Genomic DNA, 26,238 nt, shown 5'->3' on the forward strand with positions numbered 1-26,238 from the left:
TTATCAACCACCATAATTCGCTGCATCGCAATAAGCAATGGAAGCGCCGTTAACGCGGCGCACATGACCGCCATGGCGCCTACCCGATCGAAAGCCGCAGCCGCGGCGCACGCAGCCGAACTGGCCGCGGGGCGCATGACCGAGCACGCCGTCGAGAGCGGCGGCCGTACGATCATGGTGCGCCTGAGCTACCCGCCCGGTTATCCGGAGGGCAAGGGCGCGGCATTGCTGCCCTGGCTGGTTTACCTGCATGCCGGCGGCTTCGTGGAATGCAGTGTGGAGAAATCCCAGCGGCTCGCCGCATCGCTGGCGGCCACGGTGCCTGCGGTGGTGGTGACGCCGGCCTATTCGCTGGCGCCCGATTTTCCGTTCCCGGCGGCGCCGGAAGATGCGTTCAACACGGTTGACTGGGTGCTGCGCCATGCGCGCCGCCTGAAGGTGGACAAGCTGCGCTTCGCCCTGGTGGGCGAGGAGGCGGGCGGCAACCTGGCGATCGCCCTGTCGCAGATGCTGCGTGACCGGGGCCTGCCCGAGCCGTGCGCGCAATGGCTGATCCGCCCGGTGACCGACCCGTGCCTGCAGCATGCTTCGTGCGCCGGCGCGCAGGGTGGCCGCAGCGTGCCGCTGGAGATGCTGCAGCGCCTGGCCGGTTACTACCGCGACTACCTGCCGACCCCGGCCGCCAGCGTGCATCCGTACGCGGCGCCCGCACTGGCCTCGCGGCTGGCGGGCCTGCCGCCCACGCTGATCCAGGTGGCGGAAGAGGACGCGCTGCGCGCCGAGGGCGAAGCCTTCGCGTCGCGCCTGCAGACGGCCGGCGTGCCGGCCGAAGCCAGAATCATGCCCGGTGCCTGTGGCGCCGGCGTGGAACAGTCCCATGACCGTTGTCAGGTCTGGGTCAACGAAGGCGCGCATTACCTGCAAGGCTACCTTGCCGGCGATGACGATGCCTCACCAAGGACTGAACGCAACCCGGGAGCCAGCCCGCCGGGCTGACCCGAGCCAGCCACGACAAGCCGGCCTGCATGCACAGGCCCTCCGGGCGCGACCCCCTGGCGCGCTCCGGCGGAGGCGTTCGTCCTGATTTTTTTGCTTTCCAGTTGAAGAGAACCCGCTACGGAATACGGAGTGAAGAAAATGAAGCAGCAATATCGACGCACCATGATTGCCCTGGCCATCGTCGCCGTGCTCGGCGCGGGCCTGGCAACATCATTGCTCAAGCCCTGGCACGCCGGCGAGGCGCAGGCCGTGCCGGCCCCGGCGCCCACCGGCGTGGACGTGGCTGGCGCGCTGGGCAAGACCATCACGGAATGGGATGAATTCTCCGGCCGCCTGGAAGCGGTGGACCGCGTGGAAATCCGTCCGCGCGTTGGCGGCACCATCGATGCCGTGCACTTCCGCGAGGGCGCGCTGGTGAAGAAGGGCGATCCGTTGTTTACCATCGACCCGCGTCCGTACGCCGCCGAAGTGGCGCGCGCCGAAGCCGCGCTGGCGGCCGCGCAGGTGCGCGCCTCCCACGCACAGACTGAACTGGCCCGCGCCCAGCGGCTGGTGCAGGACAACGCGGTATCGCGCCGCGAGTTCGACGAGCGCGACAACGGTGCGCGCGAGGCGGTAGCCAACGTGCGTGCCGCACAGGCATCGCTGGAAGTAGCCCGGCTGAACCTGAACTACACCCGCATCGTGGCTCCGGTGAGCGGCCGCGTCTCACGCGCCGAGATCACGGTGGGCAACCTCGTGGCGCCGGGTGCATCGTCGCCGGTGCTGACCACGGTGGTATCGGTGTCGCCGGTGTATGCGAGCTTCGAGGTCGACGAGCAGACCTACCTGCGCTACACGGCGCCCGAGGCTGGCGGCGCGGCCAACACGGAAGGCGGGCAGTCGAGGCTGCCGGTGTTCCTGGGCCTGGCCGACGAAGACGGCAATCCGCACCAGGGCCGTATCCAGTCGATCGACAACCGGCTCGACACCCGCAGCGGCACCATCCGCGTGCGCGCGGTGTTCGACAACACGGATGGCCGCCTGCTGCCGGGCCTGTACGCCAAGGTCAAGCTCGGCGGCGGGGCACCGCATCCGGTGGTGCTGATCAATGACCGCGCGATCGGCACCGACCAGGGCAAGAAGTTCGTGCTGGTGGTGGACAAGGCCAACAAGCTGGCCTACCGCGAAGTCACGCTGGGGCCGTCGTTCGAGGGTCTGCGCGTGATCCGCCAGGGCCTGAAGGCCGACGAGACGATCGTGGTCAACGGGCTGCAGCGCGTGCGCCCGGGCGACACGGTGGCGCCCAAGGCGGTGGAGATGGCGTTCAAGCGCGAGCTGGACCAGCGTACCGGATCCGCCGACCGCAAGCAGGCCGCTGCCGAGAAGGCAACCGACAAGGCGGCTGAAGGCAAGCCGGTGACCTGAACGGCCGACATGAACCTGAGCTGTTGAGGGTTTGCCGCCCCCTGCCGCCTGCGGCAGAAGGGCCGGGGTAAAGGGCGGGCGCCAGCGATGCGCGCCGGCCTCGACGAAACACCGTCCCCCAAGAGAACCGAGCCATTTTTTTGCTTCCCCACGCTCCATATGGTGCCCGCGATCCGGGCCGCCAGGGGGAGCGCTTTCGCCGAGACTGAGATGAATCTCTCGAAATTCTTTATCGACCGGCCTATCTTTGCCGGCGTGTTATCGGTGCTGATCTTCCTGATCGGCGCCATCTCGATGTTCAAGCTGCCGATCTCCGAGTATCCGGAGGTGGTGCCGCCGTCCGTGGTGGTGCGCGCGCAGTTCCCGGGCGCCAACCCCAAGGTGATCGCCGAGACCGTGGCCACGCCGCTGGAAGAGCAGATCAACGGCGTCGAGGACATGCTGTACATGTCGTCGCAGGCCAACAGCGACGGCACGCTCACGCTGACCGTGACCTTCAAGCTGGGCACCGACCCGGACAAGGCGCAGCAGCTGGTGCAGAACCGCGTCTCGCAAGCCGAGCCGCGCCTGCCGGAGGACGTGCGCCGCCTGGGCATCACCACCGTGAAGAGCTCGCCCGACCTGACCATGGTGGTCCACCTGGTCTCGCCGAACGACCGCTATGACATGACCTACCTGCGCAACTATGCGCTGATCAACGTCAAGGACCGCCTGGCGCGCATCCAGGGCGTGGGCCAGGTGCAGATGTTCGGCTCGGGTGACTACTCGATGCGCGTGTGGCTGAACCCGGAGAAGATGGCCGAGCGCCAGCTGGCCGCGTCCGACGTGGTCAAGGCGATCCGCGAGCAGAACGTGCAGGTGGCGGCCGGCGTGATCGGCCAGTCGCCGTCGTTGCCTGGCACCGACCTGCAACTGTCGGTCAACGCCCAGGGCCGCCTGACCAGCGTGGAGGAGTTCGGCGACGTGGTGGTGCGCACCTCGGCCGATGGCGCGGTGACCTACCTCAAGGACATTGCCCGCATCGAGCTCGGCGCATCGGAATACGCGCTGCGCTCGCTGCTCGACAACAGGCCCGCGGTGGCGCTGCCGATCTTCCAGGCACCGGGCTCCAACGCCATCCAGATCTCGGATGACGTGCGCAAGACCATGGAGGAACTCAAGCAGAACTTCCCGGACGGCGTGGACTACAGCATCGTCTATGACCCGACGCAGTTCGTGCGCCACAGTATCGAGGCCGTCACGCACACGCTGTTCGAGGCCATCGCGCTGGTGGTGCTGGTGGTGATCCTGTTCCTGCAGACCTGGCGCGCTTCGGTGATTCCGCTGCTGGCGGTGCCGGTGTCGATCGTCGGTACCTTCGGCCTGATGCATGCGTTCGGCTTCTCGATCAACGCGCTGTCGCTGTTCGGGCTGGTGCTGGCCATCGGCATCGTGGTCGACGATGCGATCGTGGTGGTGGAGAACGTCGAGCGGAACATTGCCGAGGGGCTGTCGCCGAAGGAGGCGACCTACAAGGCCATGCGCGARGTCAGCGGCCCGATCATCGCCATCGCGCTGACGCTGATCGCAGTGTTCGTGCCGCTGGCCTTCATGAGCGGCCTGACCGGACAGTTCTACAAGCAGTTCGCGCTGACCATCTCGATCTCGACCATCATCTCGGCCTTCAACTCGCTGACGCTGTCGCCGGCGCTGTCCGCGCTGCTGCTGCGCGGCCACGATGCGCCCAAGGACTGGCTGTCGCGCGGCATGGACCGAGTGCTGGGCGGCTTCTTCGCCCGCTTCAACCGCTTCTTCGGTGCCAGCGCTGACCGTTATGGCCGCGGCGTGAAGGGCGTGATCTCGCGCAAGAGCGCGGTGTTCGGCGTCTATGCGGTCATGCTGGCGCTGACCTGGGGCGTGTTCCAGCTGGTGCCGAAGGGCTTCGTGCCGGCCCAGGACAAGCAGTACCTGGTGAGCTTCGCCAAGCTGCCCGACGGCGCCACGCTGGACCGCACCGAGGACGTGATCCGTCGCATGTCGGAGATCGCGCTCAAGCATCCGGGCGTGGAATCGGCGGTGGCCTTCCCGGGCCTGTCGATCAACGGCTTCACCAACAGCCCGAGCGCCGGCATCGTGTTCGCCACGCTCAAGCCGTTCGAGGAGCGCAAGGGCAAGGACATGTCGGGGGCGGCCATCGCGCAGCAGCTCAACGCCAAGTACGCGTCGATCCAGGATGCCTTCATCGCCGTGTTCCCGCCGCCGCCCGTGCAGGGCCTGGGCACCATCGGCGGCTTCAAGCTGATGATCGAGGACCGTGCCGCGCTCGGCTACGACGCGCTGTTCGACGCCACCAGCGCCTTCACCAACAAGGCGCGCAAGACGCCCGAACTGGCCGGCATCTTCAGCAACTACCAGGTCAACGTGCCGCAGCTCGACGTCAAGCTCGACCGCGTCAAGGCCAAGCAGCTCGGCGTGCCGGTCACCGATGTGTTCGACACCCTGCAGACCTACCTCGGCTCGGCCTACGTGAACGACTTCAACAAGTTCGGTCGCACCTACCAGGTCAAGGTTCAGGCTGACGCGCAGTTCCGTCAGCATGCCGAGGACATCCTGCAGCTCAAGACGCGCAACGCCGCCGGCGACATGGTGCCGCTGTCGTCGCTGCTGACCGTCAAGCAAGGCTTCGGCCCGGACAGCGTGGTGCGCTACAACGGCTTTACCGCGGCCGACATGAACGGCGGCCCGGCGCCAGGCTTCTCCTCGGGCCAGGCGCAGGCCGCGGCCGAGCGCATCGCGGCCGAGACGCTGCCCAAGGGCATCAAGTTCGAATGGACCGACCTGACCTACCAGGACATCCTGGCCGGCAACGCGGGCGTCTGGATCTTCCCGCTGTGCGTGCTGCTGGTGTTCCTGGTGCTGGCCGCCCAGTACGAAAGCCTGACGCTGCCGCTGGCCGTGATCCTGATCGTGCCGATGAGCCTGCTCGCCGCCATGACAGGCGTGTGGCTGACCAAGGGTGACAACAACATCTTTACGCAGATCGGCTTCATCGTGCTGGTGGGGCTGTCGGCGAAGAACGCGATCCTGATCGTGGAGTTCGCCCGGGAACTGGAGCATGAAGGCCGCACCATCGTGGCTGCCGCCATCGAGGCCAGCCGCCTGCGCCTGCGCCCGATCCTGATGACCTCGTTCGCCTTCATCATGGGCGTGGTGCCGCTGGTGGTCTCCACCGGGGCCGGCGCGGAGATGCGTCATGCGATGGGCGTGGCGGTGTTCGCCGGCATGCTGGGCGTGACCTTCTTCGGGCTGTTCCTCACCCCCGTGTTCTATGTGGCGCTGCGCCTGCTGGCCACGCGTGGCGAGCGCCGCCGCGCGGCCAGCGCCCCGTCGGCGAGCCACCAGGCGATCGCCTCCGCTGAATAAGGATGACCGACATGAACGTATCCATGACATCGACGATGGCATCCGGCGCCTTGCCGCGCCTGGCCACGCTGGCCGTGGCGCTGATCCTGGCGGGCTGCTCGCTGGCGCCGACCTACCAGGTGCCCGAGAGCGCGACCGCGGCCACGCCGGCCTACAAGGAAGCCGMGGCCGCRCAGGCCGAAGGCAGCCAGTGGAAGGTGGCCACGCCCTCGGAGGGGGCGCCGCGCGGCGAATGGTGGAAGATCTTCGGTGACGCCGACCTCGACCGCCTGATGGCGCAGGCCACCGAGTCCAACCAGAACCTGGCCATCGCCGCGGCGCGGCTCAAGCAGGCGCGCGCCTTCACCGGCGTGGCGGAGGCCGACCAGTCCCCGCAGCTCAGCGTGGGGCTGGACCCGACCCGCACGCAGTATTCGGCGGCCTCGCAGGGGCTGCCCGACGGCACCAAGGTGCCGGCGCAGACCGTGTACAAGGCACGCGCCTTCGCCAGCTACGAGCTGGACCTGTTCGGCCGGGTGGCCGACAACGTCAAGGCGGCGCGCGCCGAGGGCGCGGCGGCCGAGGACCTGTACCGCTCGGTGCAGCTGGCGCTGCAGGCCGACGTGGCGCAGGCCTACTTCGCGCTGCGCACGCTGGACAGCGAGCGCGACCTGCTCAACGCCACCATCGCGTTGCGCGAGGATGCGCTCAAGCTGCTCAAGCGCCGCTTCGACGAAGGCGAGACCACCGACCTGGACCCGGCGCGGGCCGAGGCGGAGCTGGGCACGGCGCGCGCCGACCTGGCCGCCATCGAACGGCGCCGGGCCAACCAGGAGCACGCGCTGGCGGTGCTGACCGGGGCGCCGCCGGCGGCCTTCACGCTGGGCGCGCATCCGCTCGACGCAGCGCTGATCGCGGTGCCGGCGGGGCTGCCGTCCGAGCTGCTGGAGCGCCGCCCCGACATCGCGCAGGCCGAACGCCAGATGGCGGCGGCCAATGCGCGCATCGGCGTGGCCAAGGCGGCGTTCTACCCGAAGATCACGCTCACGGGGCTGTTCGGCTTCGAGTCCAACGACCTGTCGAACCTGTTCAAGTGGTCGTCGACGGCGTGGATGCTGGGGCCGCTGATCGGCAGCACGATCGCCGCGCCGATCATCGACGGCGGGCGCAACAAGGCCAACCTGGCGGCGGCGCGGGCGCAGCACGAGGAGGCGGTGGCGAGCTACCGGCAAAGCGTGCTGACGGCGCTGCGCGAGGTGGAGGACAGCCTGGCGGACGTGCGCTGGCTGAGCCAGCAGGCCGGTGCGCTGGACGGCGCGCTGGGCGGGGCGCGGCGCGCGGCGAAGATCTCGCGCAGCCGCTACGAGGCCGGCGCGGTGGACTACCTGACGGTGATCGACGCGGACCGCACGGTGCTGCAGTCGCAGCGCGAGGCCAACCAGGTGGCCGGCCTGCGGGCTTCGGCCACGGTGGCGCTGGTGCGCAGCCTGGGCGGCGGCTGGGGGCCGCTGCCCGATGCGGCACCGGGCACGGCGCAGCCTCCGCTCGCAGCGAACCGCTGAAGCCCCCGGGCAGCAGCAGGCCGCATACGGCATACCGTGTGCGGCACATCGACGCGGCAACCGCTCCAGGCGGTTGCCGCGTTTTGCATTGGGCCGGCCCGCCGGGACAGGGCGCAAAACCTGCCTACACTGGAAGCAACGCGGCCGCCCGCCGGGGGCAGGCCGCTTTTTCACTGCGTGGATCATGGGAACGCGTCGACTCCGAAGGCTGCGAGCCTTGCTTATCGTGCTGCTGGTCCTGGCCTGCGTGGCCGGCATCCTGCTGGTGCCGTTGCCGGTGCCGCTGCGCGACGTCACGCGCATCGTCAACACGGCCACCATCGCGCGTCCGGCCACGGTGGTGTTCGACTACGTCTCGACACCCGCCAACTGGCCGAACTGGCATCCCTCATCGCTAGCGGTGGCCGGCGCGGCAGATCATCCGCTGCTGCCTGGCGAGCATGTGACCGAAACCTTTCTCGTTGCCGGGCGGCGGGGAGAGGTCGTGTGGACGGTGGTGGAGCGCCAGCCACCCGCCGCGTGGATGATCGAGGGCAGCATCGACGGGCGTGAGGCGGGTACGGTGCGCTACACGCTCGCGCCGGTGCCGGAAGGCACGCGCTTCCAGCGCGAATTCAGCTATGCCGCGCCCAACCTGCTGTTCATGTTGACCAACCGGCTGCTGCTGCGCGCGCGCATCGAGGCGGAATCCGCGACGGCGGTGGCGCGCCTGCGCGCGGTGCTGGAGGCCGGCAAGCCAGGCGCGGCGGACTGAGCCGCGTTCCCGGCACCAGGCGAGACTGCCGCCCGGCGGTATACTGGGAGGGCAATCCAACCGGAGTCGATGGTGTCGGTACAAAACCCCGCGTCCGCAGCAGGACGCAACACAGAAACGGCGAGCGCGCCGGAGCCGGCAGCGGCGGCCTTGCCGCCCCGGCCGGTGGCCCCGGTCACGCCGGACATCAATGAATGCTGCGGCAATGGCTGCGATCCCTGCATCTTCGACCTGCATGCCGAGGCGATGGATCGCTACCGCGCCGAGCTGAAAGCATGGCAGGCCCTGGCCGGCGAGACGGCGGACGCGGGCGCCGGCGGTCCCAGCTTCTGAAGTCCCGCGTCGCTTCACCGTATCGTCACAGGAGGCCTCCGTGCTCGCTACCGACCAGCCCGTCCTGGCCGATCTCCATGATTTCGTGCAAGGCCATCCGCGCCTGCTGGTGCTGACCGGGGCCGGCATCAGCACCGATTCCGGCATCCCCGGCTACCGCGATGCGCAGGGCAACTGGCAGCGCACGCCGCCGGTGCAGGCGCAGGATTTTTTCCGCTCGCACGCCGTACGCCAGCGCTACTGGGCGCGCAGCATGCTGGGCTGGCCTGTGCTGGCCAATGCACAGCCCAACGCCGCGCACTTCGCGCTGGCGCGGCTGCAGGCGGCGGGTTACCTGCGCCAGCTTGTCACGCAGAACGTGGACGGCCTGCACCAGCGTGCCGGCAGCCACGGCGTGATCGAGCTGCACGGCCATGTGGGCACGGTGATCTGCCTGCAATGCGGCACACGCCGCGCGCGCGCCGCCTTGCAAACGCAGCTCGAAGCGGATAACCCGGCGCTGGCCGGCTTGCGCGCCCTGCCGGCATCGGACGGCGACGCTCACCTCGAGCTGGCCAGCTTCGAAGCCGTGCGCATTCCCGCCTGCGGGCACTGCGGCGGCGTGCTCAAGCCCGATGTGGTGTTCTTCGGCGAATCCGTGCCGCGCGAGCGCGTGGATGCCGCCATGCAAGCGCTGGGGCAGGCCGATGCCTTGCTGGTGATCGGCTCCTCGCTGACGGTGTTCTCGGGCTACCGCTTCTGCCYGGCGGCGCAGAAGCTGGGCAAGCCCGTGGCTGCCATCAACCTTGGCCAGACGCGGGCCGACGCGCTGCTGGCGTTGAAGGCGGATGTCGCCTGCGCCGACGCGCTGACGGACCTGACCGGGCGGCTCGGGCTGCCCTGAGGCGCCGGGCGCCGGGCACCGGGCACGCGTCAGGCCGGCGGCAGCGCCTTGCGCACGATCAGCCGGTGCACCCGCTTGCCCGAGGACTGGCTCACTTCTTCCCGGTCGAACAGCAGGGTATCGCCACTGCCCAGCGCTTCGGTCACCAGCGCCTTGTCGAAGGCGGCGAAGAAGCGGCCAGCCTGGTCGCGCTGCGAGACATGGTCGGTGACGCGCCAGCTCAGGTAGAGCGTGCCGCCAGGGCGCAGGATATCGAGCAGGTGCCGCGTGGCGCTGGCGACCATGCGCGGCTCCAGGTGCATGATCACGGTCTCGCACAGCACGTTCTGGTAGTAGCCGCGCGGCACGCCCTCGAGTTCGGGCAGGGCGGCCTGCTCGAAGGGCAAGGTGGGATAGCGCTGGCGTGCCTGGGCCAGCAAGGGCTCGCACGGATCGAAGCCGCTGGGCTCGAAGCCGTTGGCGGCCAGCCAGGCCGTATCGCGGCCCGCGCCGCAGCCGATGTCGGCGCTCGGCCCGGGTGTGAACTCGCGCAGGAGCGCGGCGTAGAGATCGGCGGGCGCTTGCTGCGCGTGCCAGTCCCTGGCGTAGTCTGCGGCGGCGGCGCTGTAGGCCTGGAGGGTGCCGGTATCGATGTTCACGATGTGCTCCTGTTGGCCGCGGCGACCTGGTCGCTCATGTCCTGCGCTCGCCTGCCGCATGTCGAGTCCAGGTTTCCGGATGCATATTACTCCCGGGTCCGCACGCGCTGCACATCCGGTTCGGCGCGCCGCCCACCCGTCGCGCGGCCGCTGCCTTTCAACACGCATGTCACGCCGGATGTCACGCCACATATCACGCCACATGGCACGCGCGGGGGCCGCTGTCCGGCCTGGCCATTACGGCGAAGGCGGGAGCGTGATCTCGATTTCCAGGCCCGGTTGCGCATTGCGTACCTGCCAGCGCGCGCCATGTGCCTGCGCCACGAGCTTGCACAGGTAAAGGCCCAGGCCGATGCCGCCGGTGGCGCGTTCGCGGGCGGCGTCCGGGCGATAGAAGGGCTCGGCCAGGTGGGATAGCTGATCGTCGGGCACGCCCGGGCCATGGTCGCGCACGCGCAGGGCGATGCTGCCGCCCGCATCCCTGGCGAGGTGCAGTTCGGGCGGCCGGGGCGCGGCGGCGCTGTGGCGCAGCGCATTGTCGAGCAGGTTGCGCAGCAGCAGGCGCATGCGGGTACGGTCCAGCGCCAGCGTGGCGGGCAGCCCGGCATCGATGGACAGCGCGATCTGCCCGGCGGCGGGCCGGTCACCGCGCATGGCTTGTGTCACTTCGAGCGCCACCTCGCGGGCCAGCGCGGCCAGGTCGGTGGGCTCCAGCAGCAGGGCGCCGTGGCCCTGGCCAAGCCGCTCGCTTTCCAGCAGGTCGGTGACAAGGTCGCGCATGCCGGCCAGGTCGCGCAGCAGCGCTTCGCGCTGGGCCCGGACCTCGGGTGTGTCGGGCAACAGCTCGGTGTTGAGCCGCGCGCGCGTGAGCGGGCTGCGCAGTTCGTGGCTGATGGCCAGCAGCAGCGCGCGCTTGGCGTCGAGCATCTGGTGGATGTCGCGCGCCATGGTATTGACGTCGTGCGCCAGCACGCCCAGCTCGTCGCGCCGGCGGATGGGAATGGGCTGGCCGAACTCGCCCGCGCCGAAGCGCCGCGCGCCGGCGCGGATATCGTCGAGCGGGCGCAGCAGGTGGCGCACGTACAGATAGGCCAGGGCAGTCAGGCCGAGCAGCACGGCCAGCGTGATCCACCCCGCGCGGTGCGGCTGGTTCTGCCAGGTGGCGGTGCTCAAGCCAAAATCGATGCGGTGGCCGTCCGCGGTCGTGCGGGAGAACAGGGGCGCATCGTCGTCCGGCCCGTGGCGCGGCCAGCGCATGGCCGCGCCGGAGCGCCAGCCGGAAGCGGGCGCGTCCTCGGATTGCCAGTTCACCCGCGGGCCGGCGATACGCACGCTCACCGGCAGGCGCGCGCTGATCGCGCGGGCGCGCTCCACGCTCGGCGGGCTGCCGATCTCGGCCGCCAGGCGGTCGACGTAGTCCGCCACCAGCGGCCGCGCGGCACTGCGCCACCCGGTGCTGAACGCCTTCTGCATGCCACCGACGAAGGTCACCGTGGTGGCAAGCGCCAGCAGCAGGAACAACAGCACCAGCCGCAGGTGCAGCCGGTGCCGCACGGCGTGGCGCGCGCGCTGGTGCCAGCGTCCGCTCATGCCGGCGCCCCCGCGTGGGCGGCAGATCCGCCTTGCGGGCGCAGGGCGAGGGAGTAGCCTGCGTTGCGCAAGGTCTTGATGCAGTCCGGCGGATCGAGCTTCTTGCGCAGGCGGCTGACCAGGATGTCCACCGCGCGCGTGTACAGCTCCGCGTCGCGCCCGCGCAGGTGGTTGAGGATGTCGTCGCGGCCGAAGACCTTGCCGGGTTCGCGGGCCAGCAGCAGCAACAGGTCGAACTCGGTGCTGGTCAGCACCACGTCCTCGCCGCCGCAGCGCACGCCGCGCGTGGCCGGGTCGATCTCGAGCCCGCCTTCGAATCGCAGCCGCGCGCCGGCGTCGGGCGAAGGCGCTGCACCGCGGCGGCGCAGTACGGTCTGCACGCGTGCACCAGCTCGCGTGGCTCGAACGGCTTCGGCAGGTAATCGTCGGCGCCGAGCTCGAGGCCGACCACGCGGTCCATGACCTCGCCGCGCGCCGTGAGCATGACGAGCGGGATGTCGCTGTCCCGGCGGATGGTGCGGCACAAGGCAAAGCCATCCATCTCGGGCAGCATCACGTCCAGGATGGCGGCGTCGTAGCCGCCGCGCGCAAGGCGCGCGAGGCCGTCGCTGGGCCGCAGGGCCTGCTCCAGCTGAAGTTCGAAGCGGGCGAAGTAGATGGCGAGCGGCGGGCCGAGCTGCTCGTCGTCGTCAATCAGGAGGATGCGGGGCATGGCCGGCATGGGGTCTCGGTCGGGTTCCAGTTCATGCCCCGTGCTCCTCAGTGGCCGCGCCAGCCACCGCGGCGCTTCTGCAGGAACTCGCGCACCTGTTGCTGCTGGGTGGCATTGAGGCTGTCGTAGAAGTCTGCCATGGCGGCGATGACCTCGGGGCTCTTTGTGTTGATGGCGGCGGTCTTTTCGCTGACCAGCGTCTGTGCGCGGGCGCGGTCGAACCTATCGCCGGCGACCAGAGCCTGCACCTCGGCGCGCGGATCGGCGGCATTGCCCGTCAGCGCGGCGCGCTGCTCCCTGAGCTTGTCGGCCAGCACGGCAAGGCGCTGCTTCTGCTCGGCATTCAGGTCCAGCTTCTTGCTGACGCGCTCGATCATTTTCTCGCGCATCTGGGCCACTTCCTCGGGGCTCATCCGGCCACCGGGCCCGCCATGGTGATAGCTGCCGCATGCGCTCAGGCCGCCCAGGGCGATGCCGGCGCCGAACATGCCGAACAGGGTGCGTTTGATCCAGGGTCTCATGACAGTTTCCTTTGGGAAGGGGTGGAACATGGCTGTCATGGTGCCGCCCGCGCGGCATGCGCGGGTGTCGGCGCGGTTTCGCTTTGTTTCGTTTTGTTTCAGGCACCGCGGGATACGTTGCTGCTTCTTGGGCGAAGCGGGAGATCAGCAATGCGTTGTCGTCATGCGAATGCACGCAAGCCAGGGAGCCGCCCCGGCGGCCGGGCTCAGGGAATCCCTCTACAGCGCTGGTGCGGAATTTGCATAAGAATCCGTGCTGCAATAACTGTGAAATTTCAGTGAAAGCGAAGGAATCCATTGAATGAGCAATATGCCAATGGCCGCACCCGGCGTTGCTGGCGGGTGGCCGGATTGACGCGGCCAGCGCTCGCCCGGCGCACGGACCGCGGAGGAAGCCGCGCGCCATGAATACCCGCTTTATCGAAGCCTTCATGTGGGTGGCCAGGCTCGGCAGCTTTCGCGCGGCGGCCGAGAAGCTGCACATCACGCAGGCCGCCATGTCCAACCGCATTGCCTCGCTGGAGCAGGAGATCGGCGCGCGCGTGTTCGAGCGCGAGGCGCGCGACCTGCGGCTCACCCCGGTCGGCCTGCGGCTGCTGGGCTACGGTGAGCGGCTGCTGGAGTTGCAGCGGGAGATCATGGTGCTGGGGCGCTCGGGCGATGCGCCGCTGGGGCTGGTACGCATCGGCGCCATCGAAAGCGTGGTGCACACCTGGCTGGTCGATTTCCTGCGCCACTTGCAGACGCACTATCCGGGCATCGAGGTGCAGCTCACCTCGGAAACCACGCAAGGCCTGCACAACACCTTGCGCGCGGGCGGCATCGATATCGCCTTGCAGACCGATCCGGCGGTGGGCGAGGGCATCACCAGCACGCCATGCCTGCCGATGGCGATCGGCTGGGTGGGCCCGCCCGGCCCCGCACTGCCGGACGAAGGCAGGCTGAGCGCGCTGCTGCAGCACCCGACCATCACCATGAGCCCCGGCTCGCAGCCGCACGTGGCGCTCAAGGAGTTGTACCGCAAGGCCGGGCTGCCGGTGGGCAAGGTGCATTGCGTCAGCTCCATCGCGGCCATCGTGCGGCTGGTCAAGGGCGGTTTCGGCAATGCGCTGATGCCGCTGGCGCCRGTGCGCGAGGAAGTGGAGCGCGGCGAACTGCGCGTGATCCCCTGCGATGTGCCGTTGCCGCACCAGCGGCTGGTGGTCAGCCATCTCGACCACGCGGCGTCGGAGGCAATCCGCCTGGTGGCGGAGCTGGCCTGCCGCGAATCGGACCGCTACGTGCTCTCGCTGCCTGCACCATTTTCGCCGGCATGAGGCCGCGGCGCGCGCCGTGCTGGTGCGCGTGCGTGGCGGGGTCGAACAGAAAAACTGATCGGAAATGCGAAGAAAAACCCGTTTGTCGCGCGGGCCGCTGGCGCCGATCATCCTCTCACCGCCCGCAAGCAGCGCGGGCAGACGGAGAGTGGAATGAGCGAGATCAGCGAGATCAGCGAGATGAGCGAGATGCACCAGATGCACGAGATGAGCGACAAGTCTGCGAGCCAGGGCCCGACGGGCATGGCGCCGCAGGGCATGCTGTTTGTCGCCGCCAACGTGGATGCGGCCGACGAGGCCGATTTCAACCAGTGGTATGACCGCGAGCACGTCGAGGAGCGTGCCCGCATCGAGGGATTCATCTCTGCCGCGCGCTACGAGGCCGTCCAGGGTGGCCCGAAATATCTCGGCCTGTACCGCACCGAGTCGCTGGCGGCCTTCACGTCCGAAGCGTACAAGGCGGCATTCAGGCGCCAGACGCCGTGGTCGGTCGCCAACCTCGGGCGCATGCGCCAGCCCATGCGCCGCGTAAGCGAGGTCACCGCCGCGGTGGGGCAGGGCAGCGGCAGCTGGCTCGCCGTGCTGCCGCTGGCGCATCCCGAAGACCCGCTGGCGCTGGTCGACCAGGCGGCCGAGGTGGGCGGCGAGCTCTCTGCGCGGCCCGGCTTCGTACAGTCCTACCTGCTGATGCCCGACGCCGCGCTGAGCCAGCCCTTGCCGCGCGAGAGCGTGGAAGACCGGCAACTGCTCCCCATTCTCGTGATCGAGAGCAGCAGCGAAGCCGCCGGCGCGGCCGCCCTGCACGACGCGGCGCAGCAGCTGGGCGTGCCCGCCGCCAATGCCGCGCGCTACGTGCTCAGGTGGAAGCTCTTCGCGCAGGAGGTGGCATGATGCAGAGCGCCGACACCATCCCCGTCACGCAAGCGCCGGCCGCGGCCCAGGCCACCGCCGGCAAGCCCGGCATGGGCCGCCTGGCCGCGGCCAGCACGATCGGAACCACCCTGGAATGGTATGACTTCACCGTCTACAACCTGATGGCCGCGCTGGTCTTCAACGCAATCTTCTTTCCGTCGTTCGATCCGCTCACTGGCACCATCCTGGCCTTCTCCACGTATGCCGTGGGCTATGTCTCGCGCCCGCTCGGCGGCGTGCTGTTCGGCCACCTGGGCGACAAGCTCGGGCGCCGCTTCGTGCTGGTTGCCACGCTGATCTTGATGGGCGTGGCCACGGGCCTGATGGGCGTGCTGCCGACCTACCAGTCGCTGGGCATCTGGAGCCCGCTGCTGCTGGTGGCCCTGCGCTTCGTGCAGGGCGCGGCCATCGGCGGCGAATGGGCCGGCGCGGTGCTGCTGTCGATGGAGCACGGCGCGCAGCACCAGCGCGGGCGCAATGCCTCGTTCACGCAGGTCGGGCCGTCGTGCGGCACGTTGCTGGGCACCGGCTTCATCGCGCTGGTTTCGCTCTGGCTGAGCCCGGAAGACTTCCAGGCGTGGGGCTGGCGCATTCCCTTCCTGTCCAGCGTGCTGCTGGTCGTGTTCGGGCTGTGGCTGCGCCGCGGCGTGGAAGAAACGCCGCTGTTCAAGGAGATGGAAGCGCGCAAGAGCACCGCGAAGACGCCGATCAAGGAGGTATTCGTCGACCACTGGCGGCGCCTGTTGGTGGCCGGCGGCGCGCGCATCGGCTCCGACGTGCTCTATGCGCTGGTGGTGGTGTTCACGCTGACCTACGTGACCAGCGTGCTGCACCTGTCGCGCCCGCTGGCGCTGACCGCCACCATGATCGGCGCGGCCTGCAATGCGATCGCGGTGCCGCTGTTCGGCAGCCTGTCCGACCGGCTTGGCCGGCGCCCGGTGTATATCGCCGGGGCCTTGCTGGCGGCGGTGTGGGCCTTTGTGTTCTTCCGGCTGATGGACAGCGCGCAGCCCTTGCAGATCTGCGCGGCGGTGGTGGTCGGCCTGGTCATCCACGCCATGATGTACGGCCCGCAGGCGGCCTTTGTGACGGAGCAGTTTCCCACGCGGGTGCGCTACGCCGGGTCGTCGCTGGCCTACACGCTGGCGGGCATCCTCGGTGGCGGCTTTGCGCCGCTGATCATCGCCAGCCTGTACAAGTCGTATGGCTCGACGATCGCGATCTCGCTCTATGTCTGCCTTGCGCTGGCCGTCACGCTGGCAGCCCTGCTGGTGGCACGCGAGACGGCGCGCAAGCCGCTGGAGGGCTAGCCTAGCTGCCCATGGCGAAGACCGGCTCGCGGCGGCCCTGCAGCAGCGCCTGGCGGAACGACAGCACATGTGCCGCCACCGCGCTGGCCGCCGCCGCGCCGTCGCCGTCGCGCAGCGCTTGCAGGATGGCGCGATGCTCTTCGCCGACCTCGCCCAGGTGCCCCTCGGAGGACAGGGAGATGGCCCAGAAGCGTTGCGAACGCGCGTGCAGCACTTTCAGGATCTCGATCAGGATGGGGTTGCCAGAGCGGTGCGCCACTTCCTCATGGAACAGGCGGTCCAGGTTGGTGACCAGCGGCAGGTCGCGCCGCGCCACGGCTTCGTCGAGCTCGCGCAAGATGCCCTCCAGCACGAGCAATCCGTCAGCGGTGATGCGCTCGGCGGCCAGCCGCGCGCACAGGGTTTCGTTGGCCATGCGAACGTCGATCAGGTGCAGCGCGTCGTCGATGGAAAGCGGCGCCACCACCACGCCCTTGCGTGGCAGGATCTGCACCAGGCCTTCGTTGGCCAGCCGGTGCAGCGCCTGGTTGATGGGGGTGCGGCCGATATCCAGATCTTCCACCRGTGTGGAAATATTGAGATGCTCGCCGGGGCGGTAGACCAGCGTGGTCAGCCGTTCGCGCAGGCCGCTGTAGGCCCGTTCGTTCTCTGACAAGGTCTCGGTCCGGGCGCGCGGCGAGCGCGACGCGCCGGCGCTGCGGCGATCCACTGATGGCAAAACGCTTCCCCCTGCTGTATTTCGGTGTTTGGCAAGGGCGTAATCGTACTACCAATCGGCGGCGGCCCCGGCGCGGGCCTAGCGCCCGCGCAGCGGGTCCAGCAATCCCGTGAGGCCGTTGTGGTCCAGTTCGTGCATCAGCGCGAGCAACTGGCCGATCTCGCCGGTGGGGAAGCCTTCGCGCGCGAACCAGTTCAGGTAGTTGCCCGGCAGGTCCGCGATCACGCGGCCCTTGTACTTGCCATAGGGCATGGTGCGGGTAAGCAGGAGCGGCAGGAGTTCGGGGTTCATGGGACGGGCATCGGAAGACGGCGGCAGGGCGATGGTAACAGCGCGCGCAGGCCAGGATGCCGATGGCCGGATTGCCGCGGGCGGGCGTGCCGGGGTACGATCCCCACCTTAAGTCCGGCAGGCGGCACTCGACGAGCAGGATCCGGCGAGCCGGATTCGACAAGCCGGATTCGACAAGCCGGATCAGAAATGGACAGTCAACGATGGCAAAGCATGCTGCGGGCGCCGGGCTGAAGGGCATCGCCCTGTTCGAAGCCGCCAAGGGGGCGCTGGTGATCCTGGCCGGGCTGGGGCTGGTTGCGCTCCTGCACCGGGACGCGCAGGCGCTGGCCGAGGCCATCGTGGCGCGCCTGCACCTGAATCCGGGCAGCCGCTATCCGACCATCTTCCTGTCGCTGATGGACCATCCCAGCGATGCGCGCCTGTGGGCGATCGGCGGTTCGGCCGCGATGTATGCCGCCATGCGTTTCACCGAGGCCTTCGGCCTGTGGCACCAGCGCGTATGGGCAAGCTGGCTTGGGGTGTGGTCCGGCGGGATCTATATCCCGGTGGAGATGTACGAGGCGATCGCCCATCCGTCGCCGATCCATATCGGCCTGGCCATTGCCAACGCGCTGATCGTGGCCTACCTGGCCGTTGGCATCAGGCGCGAGCCGGCGGGCGCGCGCTAGCGGCGCCTGGCGAGCCAAGCCGCGCCTGCCAGCGCCATGGCCAGCCAATGCTCCATGGCGCCGCCGCCGCCACCGCCGTCGGCGGGCCGGGCGGATCCGCCTGCCGGCGTGCCGGTTTCGCCGCTCTCCCCCGCGGGCTCCACGCCGCCCGGCAAGGTGGCGTCGCCACGCATCGCCAGGTCGACCAGCACCGGATCGTGATCGGACGAGCGATAGGCATCGGCCGCGTAGAAGGCCTGCTGCTGTGCCGTGCTCTTGCTGGCCAGCGGATAGGCCAGCGCGACGGGCTCGTCGGCATTGACATGCCAGTGATGGACGGCACGGATGCGGCTGGCCGCCGCGTCGTCGGCGAGGGCATGGTCGAGGTAGCCGGCCTCGCCGCCGAACACGAAGCTGTAGGCCGGGCCGGACGCGAAGCGCGCGATCATGTCGGCATAGCCGCGCTGTGCCAGCATCCGGATGGGGTCCTCGCGCGCATAGCTGTTGAGATCGCCGATCAGCAGCTTGCCGTGGTCGGCCACGGCGGTGGGCGCGGTGGCGAGCCAGTTGGCCAGGCGCATGGCCGCGGCGACGCGGGTGGTGTTCCAGCAGGCCTGTCCATCGTCCTGGTCCGCGTCGGCGCCGCGCGCGTCGGTGCAGCGCTTGGACTTGAAATGGTTCACCACCACCGTGAGCTGGCGGGCCTGCGCATGCAGGCGGAATGTGGCGGCCAGCGGTTGCCGGTTCCTCTCGCCGAACCAGAGCGTGGCCGGCATGCCCGCGACCTGCACCGTGCGGCTGTTGTAGAGCAGGCCGACCGCGATGGCGTCGCCGCCGAGGCTGACCCCGCCCGGATCGACGAAACGCCATTCGGGCCCCAGCATGGCCGCCAGCCGGCGGATGGCGCTGGTCTCGTCGTAGCCGTTGTTCTCGATTTCGACCAGGCCGATCACGTCGGCATCCAGGCCGCGCAGCGCGGCCAGCAGCTTGGCTTCCTGGCGCGCGAACTCCGCCGGCGTGCGGGCACCCCGGTTGGCGGGATCATCGAAGCCGCCGCCCTTGCCGTCGCCGTTGAAGTAGTTCTGCAGATTGAAGGCCGCCACGCGCAGGTCGCTGCCGGCGGCGCGCAGCGGTGCGCCGGCCCGCGGGTTGGCAGGCAGGAAACGCGGCGGCGGCGCCGCGGGCACGGGCTGCACGCGCCAGCCGCCGAAGCGCATTTCCAGCACGCCCTGCACGCCGGCCACGCTATCGCCGGCGCGCAGGGTATTGGCGGCGCTCAGGCCGGGCGCGGGGTGCATCACCGTGGCCGGGTTCTGCCGGCTCGAGCCGTCGTCCAGCGTCAGCCGGTTCAGGGCATTGGCGGCGGCCTGCGCCCTGGCGCCGGCGCCAGGCAAGGCTACGTTGGTGGGAATCTGCAGGCGCCCGTAGCTCAGCGCCACGCTGCCGTAACGGCCCAGTTCGTAGGTGTCGCTGACGGTCAGCGTCTGCGGCAGGCGGACCAGCATGCTTTCATGGGCGGCCAGCGCGCCCGCATGTTCCACGGGCAGCGTGACGACCGCCGGCGTCACCGCCAGGCCGCGCGCGCACACCGTGGCGGTGCCGGACAGCCTCAGCTGCATCTGGCCGGAGCGATCTTCCACGGTGCCGTTCAGGCGCACCAGGTCGCCGGCGCGCATGCCGGCGCGCGGCGCATAGACGAACATGCCCTCCGAGATGCCGGGGCGGTGCTGGCGCCGGGCATCGGCCTGCTGCACGAAAAAGCCGGCGAAGCCGTCGGCGCCCGTGTAGTCGGCCGTGACCACGGCTTCCAGCACGACCCTGCGGCCGATGGATGGCGCGCCCGCGGCGCGCAATTCCGCGATCGGCGTGGCGGCCATGCCGCACTGAGCGGCGCGCGCCGCGGCATGGGCCGGCGGGGCGGCCGGGGGCAACAGCAGGCAGAGCCATGCGAGGCAGGCAGGCGCCGGGCGGTAGACGGTGAGGGAAGGGAAGACGCAGAGGGGGCGGGAGGACCTGGATGGCTTCAGACGCATGGTATCGGCTGGGTTGGTGGGCGCCATATGAGCGGCATGCCCGGAATGCCCGCGCGGCCCGGAGCAGCGATGGCAACAGCCGCAAGCGTAGGTGGCCCGGCCTGGCCTCGCGTTGCGAGAAATCTGATAGTGGCGGCATGGCAGGCGCCTGCGCGGCTGCGGACTCTGCGAAAATGCCGTCTGTCCGCCGCCCAAGCACCCAATTTGCGAGATCCCGTGACCGTCAGTGCCGTCGTGTTCGATTTTGGTGGTGTCCTGTTCGACTGGAGCCCCGAGTACCTCTATCGCGAGCTGATTCCCGATGCGGCGCAGCGTGCCAGCTTCCTGTCCGAAGTCTGCTCGCCCGCCTGGAATATCCGCCAGGACGCCGGCCGTCCGCTGCAAGAGGCCACCGAGCAACTGGTGGCCGAGCATCCCGCGCAGGCCAGCCTGATCCGTGCGTTCTACGGCCGCTGGCCGCAGATGCTGCGCGGCGTGCTGGGCGATGGCGTGGATCTGCTGCGCCGCCTGCATGCGGCACAGGTGCCGCTGTTCGGCCTGACCAACTGGTCCAGCGAAACCTACCCGCATGCGCGGCGCATGGGCGATTTCCTGGATGTGTTCCGCGATATCCTGGTATCCGGCGAGGTCGGCGTGGCCAAGCCCGACCCGGCCATCTACCGGCTCATGCATGCGCGCATCGGCACGCACTTGCCGGGCATTGCGCCGCAGGAGATGCTGTTCATCGACGACAATGCGGCCAATGTGGCCGCCGCGGCCGCCCTGGGCTGGCAGACCGTGCATCATGTGAGCGCAGGCGAGACCGGGCGAGCCTTGCGGGCGGCGGGCCTGCGCTTCTAGCGCGGCACGGGCGTTCGCTTCCTCGTCGCTACCTGCGCGTGGTTCGCTTCTTGCAGGCAGCGATTCATCCACATGCGCCAATGGAGCCAGGAGACCGCCGACATGGCATCGACAACGGAACGCCCCAAGCATTTCTCCATGATCCGCGAAATGCAGCTCGCGGACCTGTTCACGCTGGGCAATGCGGCCTGCGGCATGGCATCGGTCTTCTTCGCCATGTTCTACGTGGCCACGCGCTCGCCCGATCATTTCTATGCGGCCGCGGCGCTTGCCCCGGCGGCCTTTGTCTTCGACGTGCTCGACGGGCGCATTGCGCGCTGGCGGCACCAGCACTCGGCCCTGGGGCGCGAGCTGGATTCGCTGGCGGACATCATTTCCTTCGGCGTCGGCCCGGCCACGCTGGCGTTCGCCGCAGGCATGCGCGGCGGCTGGGACATGGCTGCGCTGATCTACTTCGTGTGCTGCGGCGTGAGTCGCCTGGCGCGCTTCAACGTGACCGCGGAGACCTTGTCCGAGGGCGCCGACAAGGTGGCGTATTTCGAGGGCACGCCGATCCCCACCAGTGTGCTGCTGACCGGCGTGCTGGCCCTGTGCGCGTGGCAGGGGCGGCTGGGCGACGCGCTGTTCGGCGGTGTCTGGCGCCTGGGGCCGGCGGACCTGCACCCGCTGGCCTTGCTGTTCGTGCTGTCCGGCTCGCTGATGATCAGCAAGACCCTGCGCATTCCGAAGCTCTAGGCTGCGGCGCGGCCGCAGGAATTGCAGGGCCGGGCAGGTTTTTCACACAGGCGGGCGCCACTGCTCGCCGATGGCCCGGCCGCCCATGGCCGGGTCGCTGACCGAGGGCTGGCCGGTTTCCAGCCGCCCCGCGCAGCGCCGCGCGAAGCCCGGCAGGTCCGCCGCCGACACCGTGAAGTCATACCAGCCTCCCGACGCCCGGGCGGGCCAGGCCAGTTCGCGCCGGCTGCGCGCGGGCACCTCGACGCGGCGCGTGTCTGGCTGGTAGGCGTTGGCGGTCACCGTGAAGGTGCGCGGCTGCGCGCTGTCGTTGCGCAAGCCAAGGCGCACGCCGCGCGCGGCGATGTCGTAACCCAGTTCGATTTCCGCGCCGGCCGGCGCCTGCGTGCCGGTGAAATGCCGGTGCCAGCCATTGGGCCCGAGCACCCAGAGGTCGTAGCGCCCTGCGTCGGCGCCCGTGTCCCAGGTGCCCGCCAGCCGCTTGCCGGCTTCCACCGTATAGCGGCGCGGCACGCGTTCCAGGTGCAGGCGGTCGTAGACGTGGAACACCGCGCCCGCATGCCCCGTGTTGATGAAATCGATCCGCAGCGAGGCGCCGGCAGGATCTGCCGCGGCCTGGGCGAGCAACTCGTAGGGCAGCGCGCGCGAGGGGCGCGTGCCGCTTGCCTGCGCGGGCAGTTCGGGCAGCAGCGGAATCGCCGGGGTACGCGTGCCCGGCAGCGCCCGCGCGCGCGCGGCCAGCGCGGCGGTGGCGGGCAGCGCGGGCAGCGCTTGCGCGTGGTTCGGCCTGGCGAAATCGAACAGCGAGGTCAGGTCCCCGCAGACCGCTCGCCGCCAAGGCGAGATGTTCGGCTCGCGCACGCCGAAGCGGGCCTCGATAAAGCGGATCACCGAGGTGTGGTCGAACACCTCGGAGTTGACCCAGCCGCCCTTGCTCCACGGCGAGATGGCGATCATCGGCACGCGCATGCTCAGTCCATAGGGGCGGTGCCGCAGGCGCGGGAAGTCGTCCGCCGCCACGCCCGTGACGAGGTGGTGGTACTCGCCGCCGGTATCGGCCGTGGAGGCGCCGGCATAGGCGGCCTTGGCGGGATCGGCGTCCCAGGCCAGGCAGGACGGCACGGCCGGCGGCGGCATATGGTCGAAGAAGCCGTCGTTCTCGTCGTACATCAGCAGCAGCACGGTCTTGCTCCACACCGCGGGGTCGGCCGTGAGCGCATCCAGCACGGCCGAGACATAGGCCGCGCCCTGCGCCGGGCTGGATGGGGAAGGGTGTTCGGAGCCCGCCCGCGTGGGACAGATCCATGTGACCTGCGGCAACTTGCCGTCCAGCACATCCTGGCGCAACTGGTCCAGGCTGCGCGTGCCGAGCGCCTTGTCCCTGAGCGCCGGTTGCGCGCCTGGCAGGCCGTGGTAGGCGTCGCGGTAGGCCCGGAACCCTGCGTTGGCGTTGAGCGAATAGTTGTCGGCCATGTCCTGGTAGATCCGCCAGCTGATGCCGGCGGCTTCCAGCCGCTCGGGATAGGTGGTCCAGGCATAGCCGCCGTCGGGCTTGCCGCCGCCGAGCTTGTTGTAGGTATTGTCGATGGCGGGGCCGTGGCCCTTGCCGTCCGGGCCGTTGGTGCCGCTCCACAGGAAGCAGCGGTTGGTGTTGGTGCCGCCGAGGAAGGACGCGTGGTAGGCGTCGGCCACCGTAAAGGCATTGGCCAGCGCGTACTGGAAGGGCAGGTCGGCGTCGCTGAAGTAGCCCATCGCGTGCCGCTTCTTGAACGTGGGCCACTGCTGCATGCGGCCTTCGCCCCAGGCGTCCTGCGTGTTGGACCAGGTATGCGGCGTGCCGGCGACGCGCATCAGCTCGAACACCTGCTCAGTGTCCAGGTGGAACGGGGCCAGCGTGGCGGGCGCGGCGGGGTCGGTCTCGTCGCGCTGGTACCAGACGGTCTTGCCGTTGGCCACCGGCACCGGGAAGCGGTCGGCGAAGCCGCGCACGCCTTGCATCGCGCCGAAATAGTGGTCGAACGCGCGGTTCTCCTGCATCAGCACCACGATGTGCTCCACGTCCTGCAGCGTGCCGGTGGGGCTGCTGGCCGGGATGGCGAGGGCGCGGCGGATGGCGGGGGGCAGCAGGGACAGCGCGCTGGCGCCGGCAAGGGTACCGGCCGCCGAGCGCAGGAATTGGCGTCGGTCTGGCATTGGGGGGGGCATTGGTAGCGGGTGCGCCGGGCGGCGCGCCCGCCATCTTAACGCCGCCGGAGCCTTCCCGGGGCGCCGCGCTATTAGCGCAGCGCCAGCCAGATCGCCTTGGGTTCGGTGAAATTGTCGATGGCCGCGTCGCCGTGCTCGCGCCCCAGCCCCGAATCGCCGGCGCCGCCCCAGGGCAGGCGCACGTCGGTATGGCCATAGGTGTTGATCCACACCGTGCCGGCGCGCAGTTCGGCGGCCACCTGGTGGACGCGGCCGATGTCCGCGCTCCATACCCCCGCGGCAAGGCTGAAGGCGGTGCCGTTGGCGATGCGCACGGCGTCGGCTTCGTCTTCGAAGCGGATCACGCTGGCCACCGGGCCGAAGATCTCTTCCTGCGAGATGCGCATCTCATGCTCGACATTGGCGAACACGGTAGGCGCCACGAAGTAGCCCTTGTCGCCCAGCCGCGCGCCGCCGGTGACGGCGGTGGCGCCCTCGCGCTTGCCGATCTCCACGTAGTCGAGCACGGTCTTCATCTGCGCGGCGGAAACCACCGGGCCCATGGCGGTGTCGGGCGCGGCCGGGTCGCCCACGCGGATCGAGCCGGCGCGCGCGGCGAGCTTCTCCACCACTTCGTCGTAGATCTCGCGCTGGGCCAGGATGCGCGAGCCCGCCGAGCAGACCTGGCCGGCGTTGAAGAAGATGCCGGAGGCGGCGGCGCGCACCGCGGCGTCCACATTGGCGTCGGCGAAGATCAGGTTGGCGGACTTGCCGCCCAGTTCCAGCGTGACGCGCTTGAAGTTGGCGGCAGCGCCCTGCATGATGCCGCGCCCGACGCCGGGCGAGCCGGTGAAGGTCACCTTGTCGATGCCCGGATGCGCCACCAGCGCATTGCCCACCACGCTGCCCTTGCCGGGCACGATATTCAGCACGCCGGGCGGCAGGCCGGCTTCGAGCGCCAGTTCACCCACGCGCAGCGCGGTCAGCGGCGTGATCTCGGCGGGCTTGACGATCAGCGTGCAGCCGCAGGCCAGCGCCGGGGCGATCTTCCACATGCCGATCATCAGCGGGAAATTCCAGGGCACGATGGCCGCCACCACGCCGACCGGCTCGCGCACGGTGTAGGTCAGCGCGCCGGGGCGCGTCGGTACCACCTGGCCATTGATCTTGTCGGCCCAGCCGGCGTAGTAGCGCACGGTATCGATGACCGCGGGCATGTCCTGGCGGCGCACGGCAGCCAGGGGCTTGCCGGCGTCCAGGCTTTCCAGCGCGATGAGTTCTTCCTGGTGCCGCTCGAGCAAGTCCGCGAAGCGGTACAGGATGCGCCCACGCTCGGCCGCGCGCAGGCCGTTCCAGACCTTCAGCGCGGCGCGCGCGGCGGCCACGGCGAGGTCGACGTCGGCGGCGCTGCCCTGCGCCACCAGCGCGATCGGGGCTTCCGTGGCCGGGTTGAGGTCGGTGGAATACTCGCCGCTGCCCGGCGGCAGACGCTTGCCGTCGATCAGCAAGTCGTGTCTTGGCAGTTCGTGCTGCGTGCTCATGGCTGCTCCTCGCGTGGGTCGGTGGAACCTGGCGGCACTTGGGCGCAGYGATACGGCTTGCCGGGCGCCCGTGCCTGCTGTCACGCAATGCAGTGTGGGCGGGCGTCGGCCCTAAGTCCAATTAATAGGACGGATTGATTAATACGAAAATCGCATGAATGGGGGGCCGACGATGGGGTCGGCCGCGGCGCAGGGCCGCGCCGCTCAGCCGTGCATCCGCATCCCGGCCGCGCGGGGAATCTCCGGACGCCARCCGGACTCGCTCAACAGCGCTGTCATGGCGGTATGCAGGTGCTGCGCCACCACCGGCTTGTGCAGCAGCGCGGCGCCGCCGGCATGCACGTTGCGCAGCCGGTCCGGCGCGGTGTCGCCGGTGATGATCACGGTCGGGATGGCGCGCCCGAGGCGCTCGCGGATGGCTTCCATGGCCTCCTGCCCGGTGCGCTCGCCGCGCAGGCGGTAGTCTGCCAGCAGCAGGTCCGGCGTGAAATCCGCCAGCGCGGCCAGCGCCTCGCTCTCGGATTCCACCGCCACGCAGACCGATTGCCAGCTCTGCAGCAGCGCGGTCATCGCGGTGCGGATCTCCGGATCATCGTCGAGCACCAGCACGCGCAGCCCATGCAGGCTGGGCCGGCTCGGCATGGTGCCCGGCGTGCCCGCGGAGGCATCGGCTGGCTGCGCGGCCTGGGACGTGAGCGGCAGCGCAAAGCGGAACACCGAGCCGCGGCCCGGGCGGGAGTTCAGCAGCACGCGGGTCGAGATGGTGCGCGCCAGGCCTTCCACGATCGCCAGGCCCAGCCCCAGCCCCTTGCGCTGGTCGCGCTCCGGGTTGCCGAGCTGGTGGAATTCCCTGAAGATCGCGCGGCGCTGCGTGATGGGAATGCCCACGCCGGTATCCCAGACCTCCAGCACGGCACAGCCGCGGCGC

General features: G+C 69.7%; 22 protein-coding genes and 1 pseudogene. 13 read left to right on the top strand and 10 right to left on the bottom strand.

The annotated features are described in order from the left end of the window. Nucleotides 1-72 precede the first annotated feature (72 nt). From AC1DO7_RS22365 to AC1DO7_RS22395, 7 genes are all read left to right on the top strand, one after another. A complete protein-coding gene (locus tag AC1DO7_RS22365; protein ID WP_441618978.1) occupies nucleotides 73-996 on the top strand; it encodes an alpha/beta hydrolase in 924 nt (307 codons plus the stop codon). Nucleotides 997-1,137: 141 nt separating this feature from the next. Then, on the top strand, nucleotides 1,138-2,406 hold the full coding sequence (locus AC1DO7_RS22370) for an efflux RND transporter periplasmic adaptor subunit (protein ID WP_441618980.1): 1,269 nt from the start codon (nucleotides 1,138-1,140) through the stop codon (nucleotides 2,404-2,406). A gap of 210 nt (nucleotides 2,407-2,616) precedes the next feature. Next, the gene (locus AC1DO7_RS22375) at nucleotides 2,617-5,808 is read left to right on the top strand and encodes an efflux RND transporter permease subunit (protein ID WP_441618982.1); all 3,192 of its coding nucleotides are present in this window, start codon (nucleotides 2,617-2,619) and stop codon (nucleotides 5,806-5,808) included. An 11-nt stretch (nucleotides 5,809-5,819) separates the two neighbouring features. Beyond that, complete coding sequence (locus AC1DO7_RS22380) at nucleotides 5,820-7,349, top strand: efflux transporter outer membrane subunit (RefSeq protein WP_477116581.1); 1,530 nt, start codon at nucleotides 5,820-5,822, stop codon at nucleotides 7,347-7,349. Nucleotides 7,350-7,557: 208 nt separating this feature from the next. Further along, nucleotides 7,558-8,103 (top strand): SRPBCC family protein, encoded by a 546-nt coding sequence (locus tag AC1DO7_RS22385; protein WP_441619268.1) that lies wholly within the window; start codon nucleotides 7,558-7,560, stop codon nucleotides 8,101-8,103. Nucleotides 8,104-8,172: 69 nt separating this feature from the next. After that, nucleotides 8,173-8,436 carry an oxidoreductase-like domain-containing protein gene (locus AC1DO7_RS22390; protein ID WP_441618986.1) on the top strand — a complete coding sequence of 88 codons (264 nt, stop codon included), beginning with the start codon at nucleotides 8,173-8,175 and terminating at the stop codon, nucleotides 8,434-8,436. A 40-nt stretch (nucleotides 8,437-8,476) separates the two neighbouring features. Further along, nucleotides 8,477-9,319, top strand: a complete 843-nt coding sequence (locus tag AC1DO7_RS22395; RefSeq protein WP_477116582.1) for an NAD-dependent protein deacetylase — start codon at nucleotides 8,477-8,479, stop codon at nucleotides 9,317-9,319. 29 nt (nucleotides 9,320-9,348) lie between these two features. Here the strand turns inward: AC1DO7_RS22395 and AC1DO7_RS22400 are convergent, their stop codons facing one another. The 4 genes and pseudogenes from AC1DO7_RS22400 to AC1DO7_RS22415 form a co-directional block, all read right to left on the bottom strand. Further along, nucleotides 9,349-9,951: a class I SAM-dependent methyltransferase gene (locus tag AC1DO7_RS22400; protein ID WP_441619270.1), complete on the bottom strand. Its 603-nt coding sequence runs from the start codon at nucleotides 9,949-9,951 to the stop codon at nucleotides 9,349-9,351. Nucleotides 9,952-10,194: 243 nt separating this feature from the next. Further along, on the bottom strand, nucleotides 10,195-11,547 hold the full coding sequence (locus tag AC1DO7_RS22405; RefSeq protein ID WP_441618989.1) for a HAMP domain-containing sensor histidine kinase: 1,353 nt from the start codon (nucleotides 11,545-11,547) through the stop codon (nucleotides 10,195-10,197). Beyond that, nucleotides 11,544-12,259, bottom strand: a pseudogene (locus tag AC1DO7_RS22410) (response regulator transcription factor). Before AC1DO7_RS22410 ends, AC1DO7_RS22405 begins: the two are co-directional and overlap by 4 nt. A 47-nt stretch (nucleotides 12,260-12,306) precedes the next feature. Next, nucleotides 12,307-12,780, bottom strand: a complete 474-nt coding sequence (locus AC1DO7_RS22415; RefSeq protein WP_441618993.1) for a Spy/CpxP family protein refolding chaperone — start codon at nucleotides 12,778-12,780, stop codon at nucleotides 12,307-12,309. A gap of 404 nt (nucleotides 12,781-13,184) precedes the next feature. Here AC1DO7_RS22415 and AC1DO7_RS22420 point away from each other — a divergent pair, with 404 nt between their 5' ends. The 3 genes from AC1DO7_RS22420 (at nucleotide 13,185) to AC1DO7_RS22430 (ending at nucleotide 16,318) form a co-directional block, all read left to right on the top strand. Beyond that, a complete protein-coding gene (locus tag AC1DO7_RS22420) occupies nucleotides 13,185-14,096 on the top strand; it encodes a LysR family transcriptional regulator (RefSeq protein ID WP_441618995.1) in 912 nt (303 codons plus the stop codon). A 153-nt stretch (nucleotides 14,097-14,249) separates the two neighbouring features. After that, nucleotides 14,250-14,987 (top strand): hypothetical protein, encoded by a 738-nt coding sequence (locus AC1DO7_RS22425; protein WP_441618996.1) that lies wholly within the window; start codon nucleotides 14,250-14,252, stop codon nucleotides 14,985-14,987. After that, nucleotides 14,984-16,318 carry an MFS transporter gene (locus tag AC1DO7_RS22430; protein ID WP_441618998.1) on the top strand — a complete coding sequence of 445 codons (1,335 nt, stop codon included), beginning with the start codon at nucleotides 14,984-14,986 and terminating at the stop codon, nucleotides 16,316-16,318. The genes AC1DO7_RS22425 and AC1DO7_RS22430 overlap by 4 nt, the downstream gene beginning before the upstream one ends. Before the next feature lies 1 nt (nucleotide 16,319). On the opposite strand, the gene AC1DO7_RS22435 is transcribed toward AC1DO7_RS22430, so the two are convergent. Together AC1DO7_RS22435 and AC1DO7_RS22440 are read right to left on the bottom strand one after the other, a co-directional pair. Further along, nucleotides 16,320-16,973 carry a GntR family transcriptional regulator gene (locus AC1DO7_RS22435; protein ID WP_477116583.1) on the bottom strand — a complete coding sequence of 218 codons (654 nt, stop codon included), beginning with the start codon at nucleotides 16,971-16,973 and terminating at the stop codon, nucleotides 16,320-16,322. A 141-nt stretch (nucleotides 16,974-17,114) separates the two neighbouring features. Then, nucleotides 17,115-17,327, bottom strand: a complete 213-nt coding sequence (locus AC1DO7_RS22440; RefSeq protein WP_441619002.1) for a DUF3820 family protein — start codon at nucleotides 17,325-17,327, stop codon at nucleotides 17,115-17,117. 203 nt (nucleotides 17,328-17,530) lie between these two features. Here AC1DO7_RS22440 and AC1DO7_RS22445 point away from each other — a divergent pair, with 203 nt between their 5' ends. After that, nucleotides 17,531-17,998 (top strand): DUF2127 domain-containing protein, encoded by a 468-nt coding sequence (locus AC1DO7_RS22445; RefSeq protein WP_441619004.1) that lies wholly within the window; start codon nucleotides 17,531-17,533, stop codon nucleotides 17,996-17,998. Here the strand turns inward: AC1DO7_RS22445 and AC1DO7_RS22450 are convergent. After that, nucleotides 17,995-19,854, bottom strand: coding sequence for an ExeM/NucH family extracellular endonuclease (locus AC1DO7_RS22450; protein WP_441643409.1), 1,860 nt, complete (start codon nucleotides 19,852-19,854; stop codon nucleotides 17,995-17,997). The two genes, AC1DO7_RS22445 and AC1DO7_RS22450, sit on opposite strands and share 4 nt — an antisense overlap. Nucleotides 19,855-20,226: 372 nt before the next feature. Between AC1DO7_RS22450 and AC1DO7_RS22455 the strand changes: the two genes are divergently transcribed. Together AC1DO7_RS22455 and AC1DO7_RS22460 are read left to right on the top strand one after the other, a co-directional pair. Then, complete coding sequence (locus AC1DO7_RS22455) at nucleotides 20,227-20,850, top strand: HAD family hydrolase (RefSeq protein ID WP_441619008.1); 624 nt, start codon at nucleotides 20,227-20,229, stop codon at nucleotides 20,848-20,850. 102 nt (nucleotides 20,851-20,952) lie between these two features. Next, the gene (locus AC1DO7_RS22460) at nucleotides 20,953-21,585 is read left to right on the top strand and encodes a CDP-alcohol phosphatidyltransferase family protein (protein WP_441619010.1); all 633 of its coding nucleotides are present in this window, start codon (nucleotides 20,953-20,955) and stop codon (nucleotides 21,583-21,585) included. Between the two features lie 42 nt (nucleotides 21,586-21,627). On the opposite strand, the gene AC1DO7_RS22465 is transcribed toward AC1DO7_RS22460, so the two are convergent. The 3 genes from AC1DO7_RS22465 to AC1DO7_RS22475 form a co-directional block, all read right to left on the bottom strand. Next, complete coding sequence (locus AC1DO7_RS22465; RefSeq protein WP_441619012.1) at nucleotides 21,628-23,778, bottom strand: phosphocholine-specific phospholipase C; 2,151 nt, start codon at nucleotides 23,776-23,778, stop codon at nucleotides 21,628-21,630. A gap of 83 nt (nucleotides 23,779-23,861) precedes the next feature. Continuing rightward, nucleotides 23,862-25,310, bottom strand: a complete 1,449-nt coding sequence (locus AC1DO7_RS22470) for an aldehyde dehydrogenase family protein (RefSeq protein ID WP_441619014.1) — start codon at nucleotides 25,308-25,310, stop codon at nucleotides 23,862-23,864. Nucleotides 25,311-25,514: 204 nt separating this feature from the next. Next, nucleotides 25,515-26,238 (bottom strand): response regulator (locus AC1DO7_RS22475; protein ID WP_477116584.1); only part of this gene is annotated, 724 nt, incomplete at its 5' end.

The organism is Cupriavidus sp. 05N40 (genome assembly GCF_056397305.1).